The organism is Micromonospora hortensis (assembly GCF_022230935.1).
GTDB lineage: Bacteria > Actinomycetota > Actinomycetes > Mycobacteriales > Micromonosporaceae > Micromonospora > Micromonospora hortensis.
Window position 1 is genome coordinate 24,868 of record NZ_JAKKFE010000038.1, and the last position, 6,556, is coordinate 31,423.

The window sequence follows — 6,556 nt, forward strand, 5'->3', positions numbered from 1 at the left end:
GATCAAGAGGTTTGCGTCAGCCTGGCCCGTTGTCGGCGACGCAAACCTCTTGATCGGCTCCGGATGGGGTGGGGGAGACGGGGATTGGGTTCTGCTGACGGATGCGGCGGCGTTCGGCCACCACGTCTCGGATCCGTCGCTGCATCTGGCGACGGATCCGGATCATCTCGCTGTTACTGATCACGCTGTCTCCTCCCCCGAAGGCGCGCGCCGGGGCATACCCGGTATGTGAATAGTAAGACGTACGGGAGCGCCGAATAGTTGCCCATGATCCCGAACAATTTCTCGGCGTCCCCGCCCCGCGCACCCGGCCGGTGCTGCTCCACTACGGTTGCCCCATGAGCCAGAGCAACGGGCGGGAGGCCGGTCGCGGTCCGGGGCAGGAGCGGCATCGCGGTGCGGTCACCCTGCGCAGAGGGGCGATCCCGAGCAGCACCGCCGACCAGCGACTCCTGGATTCACGGGGGCGGGGTGACTGGAAGACCAAGGACGCCTGGCGCGCGCTGCGCATCCTCGCCGAGTTCGTCGAGGGTTTCGACACCCTCGCCGACGTGCCGTCAGCGGTCAGCGTCTTCGGCTCCGCGCGCAGCGCGCCGGACAGCGCCGAGTGCCAGTTGGCCGAGCAGTTGGGCGGTGCACTGGCCCGAGCCGGCTACGCGGTGATCACCGGAGGTGGGCCCGGCGTGATGGAGGCCGCCAACCGGGGCGCCAGCGAGGCCGGTGGGCTCTCCGTGGGGCTCGGCATCGAGCTTCCGTTCGAGCAGGGCATCAACGACTGGGTCGACCTGGCCATCGACTTCCGCTACTTCTTCGCCCGCAAGACGATGTTCGTCAAGTACGCCCAGGCGTTCGTCGTGCTGCCGGGCGGGTTCGGCACCATGGACGAGTTGTTCGAGGCGCTCACACTGGTGCAGACCGGCAAGGTCACCCGGTTCCCGGTGGTGCTCATGGGCGTCGCCTACTGGCAGGGCCTGCTGGACTGGCTGCGCGGCACGATGGCCGCCACCGGCAAGATCGGGCCGGTCGACCTGGACCTGATCTGCCTCACCGACGACGTCAGCGAGGCGGTCCGGTACATCGTCGAATCGGAGGCCGCGCTCTCCGCCGAGCAGGAGGCGGTTCGCGAGGAGGCTGTCGCGCGCACCGGCGCAGACCAGCAGGCCGCCGCCGAGCAGGCTCGGGACCACGACTGATGGCGGCGATCTGCGTCTTCTGTGCCTCCTCTCGTACCCTCGATCAGCGCTGGTTGGACCTGGCCGCCGAGACCGGCGCGGAGCTGGCCCGGCGCGGGCACACGCTGGTCAGCGGTGGTGGCTGCGTCGGCATGATGGGCGCGCTGGCGGACGGCGCCCGATCCGCCGGTGGGCGCACCGTCGGCGTGATCCCGCAGTCGCTGGTCGATCTGGAGGTCGCCGACCTGGCCTCGGACGAGCTGCTGGTGACCGACTCGATGGCCAGCCGCAAGACCTTGATGATCGACAAGTCGGATGCCTTCCTCACCCTGCCCGGTGGGCTGGGCACCCTGGACGAGTTGTTCGAGGTCTGGACCACCGCCACCCTCGCCCTGCACACCAAGCCGATGGTGCTGATCGACACCGACGGGTTCTACCGCCCCCTGCTGGACTGGCTCGACGCGCTGGCCGACCAGACCTTCCTCAAGCCCGCCGGCCGCGACCTCCTGACGGTCACCACCACCGTCACCGAGGCCCTCGACGTCCTGGAATCCCACCTGACCTGACCACCCACCCCCCACCCCCACCCGGCCGCATCCCGGGCCGGTCCCGGCCCGCTCGCGGTGATCATGAAGTTAGCGACGTCGCTCTCGGCGTGTCGCGTCGCTAACTTCATGATCGACGGGGGTGGATGTTGGGGTGAGGGGGAGTGGGTGGGGACTGGGTGGTGTCGTATGGGTCTGATGGGATGAGCTGATGCAGGCGTACCGGTTGGTGCGGCGGCCCGAGAGGCCGGCGCGGGGGGACGGGGCGACGCCTGACACCGCCTCCGGGCCCGCCAGCGGCGGCACGTCCGGGGGCGGCGTCGGCACGTCGAGTCGGTCCGATGGTGTGGCTGGGCCCGAGCTGGTCGTCGGCGACGGCTGGCGGGCCGACTCGGTGCAGGCCGAGGTGGTCGGGCACACCGACGGGCCGATGCTCGTGCTCGGCGGCCCGGGCACCGGCAAGACCAGCACGCTGGTCGAGGCGGTCGCCGCCCGGGTGGCCGAGGGGGTCGACCCCGAACGGATCCTGGTGCTGACCTTCGGCCGCCGAGGCGCCACCGCGCTGCGACAGCGCATCGAGGCCCGGATCGCGCAGGACGGCCACCGGGTGCTGCGCGAGCCGTTGGTTCGCACCTTTCCGGCGTACGCCTTCGGGTTGCTCCGCCGCGCCGCCGCCGAGCGGGGTGAACCGTCGCCCCGGCTGCTCACCGGCCCCGAGCAGGATCTGATCATCCGTGAGCTGCTGGACGTGGTGGGCGAGGAGCCCGAGGACGACCCGGTCGGCTGGCCCACCGACCTGCGTCCCGCCCTGCGCACCCGGGCGTTCGCCGGCCAACTGCGCGACCTGCTCATGCGCGCCGCCGAGCGTGGCGTGGGCCCGATGGACCTGGCCCGGCTGGGTGAGAGGCTCGGTCGCGCCGACTGGCCGGCCGCCGCCCGCTTCCTGCGGGAGTACGTCGCAGTGCTCGCGCTGCGCGACGTCAGCAACCGGGGCTCCATCGCGTACGACCCGGCGGAGCTGGTCCGGGCAACCACCGGGCTGCTGCGCGACGACGAGGAGTTGCTGGCCGCCGAGCGTCGTCGGCTCGCGTACGTCTACCTCGACGAGTTGGCCGACACCGACCCCGCCCAACTGGAGCTGCTCTCGGTCATCGCCGGCGGTGGCAAGTCGCTTGTCGCGTTCGCCGACCCGGATTCCTCCACGTACGCCTTCCGGGGCGCCGACCCGGCCGGGGTGGCGACGTTCCCGCACCGGTTCCGGACGGCATCCGGCGCGCCGGCCGCGCAGGTGCTGCTGACCACGTCGTACCGGGCCGGGCCGGGTCTGCTCACGGCGATCGCCCGGCTGGGTCGGCGGCTGCGGGGCCCGGCCGCGCACCGTCGGCTGCACCCCCTGCCGGACGCGCCGCCCGGCGTGGTCGAGGTGCACACCTTCCGCTCGGCGACCAGCGAGGCCGCCTGGCTGGCCCACGCGCTGCGCTCGGCCCACCTGCTCGACGGCGTGCCGTGGTCACGGATGGCGGTGCTGGTGCGGTCCACAGCGTTGCAGCTGCCCACCCTGCGACGGGCGCTGCACGCTGCCGGCGTACCCACTGTGGTGCACGGTGAGGATCTGCCCCTGCACCTGCAACCGGCGGTCGCGCCGCTGCTGCTCCTGCTGCGCTGCGCGCTGGAGCCGGAGAGACTCGACGAGGAGGCCGCCGTCGCGCTGCTGCACTCGCCGCTCGGCGGGGCCGACCCGCTGGCCGAGCGACGGCTGCGGCAGGGCCTGCGGGCGCTCGCCCTGGCCGGCGGTGACCGACGGCCCTCCGGGGAGCTGATCGTCGAGGCCCTGCAGGATCCGGAGGAGCTAGCCGGCATCGAGCGGCGCTGGGCGGAGCCGGCGCAGGCGGTGGCCGGGCTGCTGGCCATCGCCCGCGAAGCCGCCGCCCGGCCGGGTGCGACCGCCGAGGACGTGCTCTGGGCCGTCTGGCACGCCAGTGGTCTCGCCGAGCGGTGGGCCGGCGCGATCAACCAGGGGCGTCCGGAGGCCGGCGAGGGCGACCTGGCCCGGCGTCGACGGGCCGAGGCTGCCGACCGCGACCTGGACGCCGTGCTGGTCCTCTTCGACGCGGCGGCACGGTTCACCGACCGGCTGCCCGGCGCGCGTACCGAGGTCTTCCTCGACCACGTGCTCGCCCAGGACCTGCCGGCCGACACCATCGCCCCGACCGCCGACCGGGGTGCGGCGGTACGCCTGCTCACCGCGCACGCCGCGAAGGGCCTGGAATGGGACCTGGTGGCGGTGGCCGGTGTGCAGGAGGGCATCTGGCCGGACCTGCGGCTGCGCGGCAGCCTGCTGGGCTCCGAGCGCCTGGTCGACGTGCTGGCCGGCCGGTCGGTCGACGGGGCCACAGCGGCGAACGTGGTGGGTCAGACCTCGGCGTTGCTGGACGAGGAGCGTCGACTCTTCCACGTCGCCATCAGTCGGGCCCGGCACCGGCTGCTGGTCAGCGCCGTGGCGTCGGCCGCCGTCGGCGGCGACGACCACGAGGAGCAACCCAGCCGGTTCCTGCACGAGCTGGGCCCGAGCACACCGCCACCGACCCCGCCGAGCACGCCACCGACCCCGCCGAGCACGCCCGGCCCGCCGCCCGGTCCCCGCACCGAGCCGTCCTCCGGCGGCAACGGGGGTGCTGCGGCGAGTGAGACTGGTGACGAGGAGCCGGGCCGTCCCGGGGCGCTGCCGGTGACCCGTCCACCCCGGGCGCTCACCCTGCCGGCGTTGGTAGCGGAACTGCGTACCGCCATCACCGACCCGGCGGCTCCAGCGGCCCGGCGGCGCGCCGCGGCGGCCGAGCTGGCCCGGCTCGCCGCCGCCGGGGTGCCCGGCGCGCACCCCGACGACTGGTGGGGGTTGCGGGTGCTCTCCGACGACCGGCCGCTCGTCGACGACGGCGACGCGGTGCGGGTCACCCCGTCGGCCATGGAGAGTGCGCTGCGGTGCAGCCTGCGCTGGCTGCTGGAACGGCACGGCGGCAGCGGCCCGACCAGCACCGCGCAGGGGGTGGGCAACCTGGTGCACGCCGCCGCGATGCTCGCCGAGGACGCCAGCGCCGACCGGGGCGCGCTGCTCGACTACGTGGCCGCCCGGTTCGACGCGATCGAGCTGGCGGCCCGCTGGATGGCCGGGCCGGAGCGGGAACGCGCCGAGGCGATGGTCGACAAGCTGCTGCGCTGGCTGGCCACCAACCCGCGCAGGTTGCTCGCCATCGAGCACGAGTTCGCCGTGCGCCTGGACGACCCGAACCGGCCCATCGACCTGACCGGTCGGGTCGATCGGCTGGAGGTCGACGAGGCCGGGCGGCTCGTGGTGATCGACCTGAAGACCGGCAAGTCCACAGCTGTCACCGGCACCGACCTTGCCGAGCACCCGCAGCTCGGCGCCTACCAGGCGGCGGTGGAGGCGGGCGCGTTCGCCGAGTTCGGAGACGAGTCCGGGGGCGCCGCGCTGGTGCAGCTCGGGACCTCCGCCAAGGACGCCAGGGAGCAGAATCAGCCGGCCGCCAGCGAGGGTCCGGCGGCCGGTTGGGCGACCGCGCTGGTCCGGCGGACCGCCGATACGATGGCAGCCGCCACGTTCGCCGCGGTGGCCAACTCGAAGTGCCGGGTCTGCCCGGTGCGCACCAGCTGCCCGGTCTCCGGGCAGGGTCGTCAGGTCGTCGAGCCACCCACCGTCCGACGCGCAGGTGAGGGCGAGGAGTGAGCGTGCGAGCCCCGCAGTCACGAACTGAGATGGCACCCGTGAGGGCGAGGAGTGAGCTTGCGAGCCCCGCAGTCACGAACTGAGATGGCACCCGTGAGGGCGAGGAGTGAGCTTGCGAGCCCCGCAGTCACGAACTGAGACGGCACGGTGAGTCAGCCCACCCTGTTCGGCGCGGGCCCCGCGCCGACGCCCCGACTCGCGGACTCCGGCCCCCGCTACACACCGGTGGAGCTGGCTAAGCTGCTGCGGTTGCCGGCACCCACCCGGGAGCAGGCCGCGATCATCGCCGCCCCGGTGGAGCCGCTGCTGGTGGTCGCGGGCGCCGGGTCGGGCAAGACCGAGACGATGGCCGCGCGGGTGGTCTGGCTGGTGGCCAACTCGTACGTGCGGCCGGAGCAGATCCTCGGGCTGACCTTCACCCGCAAGGCGGCCGGCGAGCTGGCCCATCGGGTACGGACCCGGCTCGACCAGCTGATCCGACGACTCGGTCGGCAGGGGCGGGACCCGCTGGACGATCCGCTCGCTGGTGAGCCCACCGTCTCCACCTACCACTCGTACGCGGGGCGGATCGTCACCGAGCATGGGCTGCGGGCCGGCTACGAGCCGTCCACCCGGCTGCTCACCGAGGCGTCCCGCTGGCAGTTGGTCGACCTGCTGGTGCGTAACTACGACGGCGACATGTCCGAGGTGGACCGGATGCCGAGCACCATCACCGACGCGGTGCTGGCGCTGGCCGGGGAGCTGGACGAGCATCTGGTCGCGCCGGACGACCTGGCGGCCTGGACCGGTCGGTTCTTCGCCGAGGTGCAGTCCCGGCCGGGTCGGGTGTACGCGGACGTGCGCAAGGCGCTCACCCTCCAGCAGACCCGGTTGCGCCTGTTGCCGCTGGTGCGGGCGTACGCCCGGCGCAAGGAGGACTTCGAGGCGATGGACTTCGCCGACCAGCTCGCCCGGGCGGCCCGGGTGGCCCGGGACCACCCGGGGGTCGGCGTGATCGAGCGGGACCGCTTCCGGGCGGTGCTGCTCGACGAGTACCAGGACACCAGCCATGCCCAGGTGGTGTTGCTCAACGCGCTGTTCGGTGGCGGGCACCC

5 protein-coding genes are annotated in these 6,556 nt (G+C 73.3%); 4 read left to right on the forward strand and 1 reads right to left on the reverse strand.

Annotation, left to right across the window (positions count from 1 at the left end; genetic code table 11):
• Nucleotides 1–16: 16 nt before the first annotated feature.
• Nucleotides 17–184 (reverse strand): hypothetical protein, encoded by a 168-nt coding sequence (locus NIE111_RS24735; protein WP_238686736.1) that lies wholly within the window; start codon nt 182–184, stop codon nt 17–19.
• Nucleotides 185–338: 154 nt separating this feature from the next.
• Between NIE111_RS24735 and NIE111_RS24740 the strand changes: the two genes are divergently transcribed.
• From NIE111_RS24740 to NIE111_RS24755, 4 genes are all read left to right on the forward strand, one after another.
• The gene (locus tag NIE111_RS24740) at nt 339–1,193 is read left to right on the forward strand and encodes an LOG family protein (protein WP_238686737.1); all 855 of its coding nucleotides are present in this window, start codon (nt 339–341) and stop codon (nt 1,191–1,193) included.
• Nucleotides 1,193–1,738 carry an LOG family protein gene (locus tag NIE111_RS24745; RefSeq protein WP_112675715.1) on the forward strand — a complete coding sequence of 182 codons (546 nt, stop codon included), beginning with the start codon at nt 1,193–1,195 and terminating at the stop codon, nt 1,736–1,738. Before NIE111_RS24740 ends, NIE111_RS24745 begins: the two co-directional genes overlap by 1 nt.
• A gap of 190 nt (nt 1,739–1,928) precedes the next feature.
• Complete coding sequence (locus NIE111_RS24750) at nt 1,929–5,462, forward strand: ATP-dependent helicase (protein WP_238686738.1); 3,534 nt, start codon at nt 1,929–1,931, stop codon at nt 5,460–5,462.
• Between the two features lie 147 nt (nt 5,463–5,609).
• On the forward strand, nt 5,610–6,556 hold a 947-nt coding region (locus NIE111_RS24755), incomplete at its 3' end, for a UvrD-helicase domain-containing protein (RefSeq protein WP_238686739.1).

Excerpts from the sequence above, each read along its gene's own strand:
- NIE111_RS24740 (WP_238686737.1), top strand. The coding sequence starts at position 339 with ATGAGCCAGAGCAACGGGCGGGAGGCCGGTCGCGGTCCGGGGCAGGAG.
- NIE111_RS24745 (WP_112675715.1), top strand. The coding sequence starts at position 1,193 with ATGGCGGCGATCTGCGTCTTCTGTGCCTCCTCTCGTACCCTCGATCAG.
- NIE111_RS24750 (WP_238686738.1), top strand. The coding sequence starts at position 1,929 with ATGCAGGCGTACCGGTTGGTGCGGCGGCCCGAGAGGCCGGCGCGGGGG.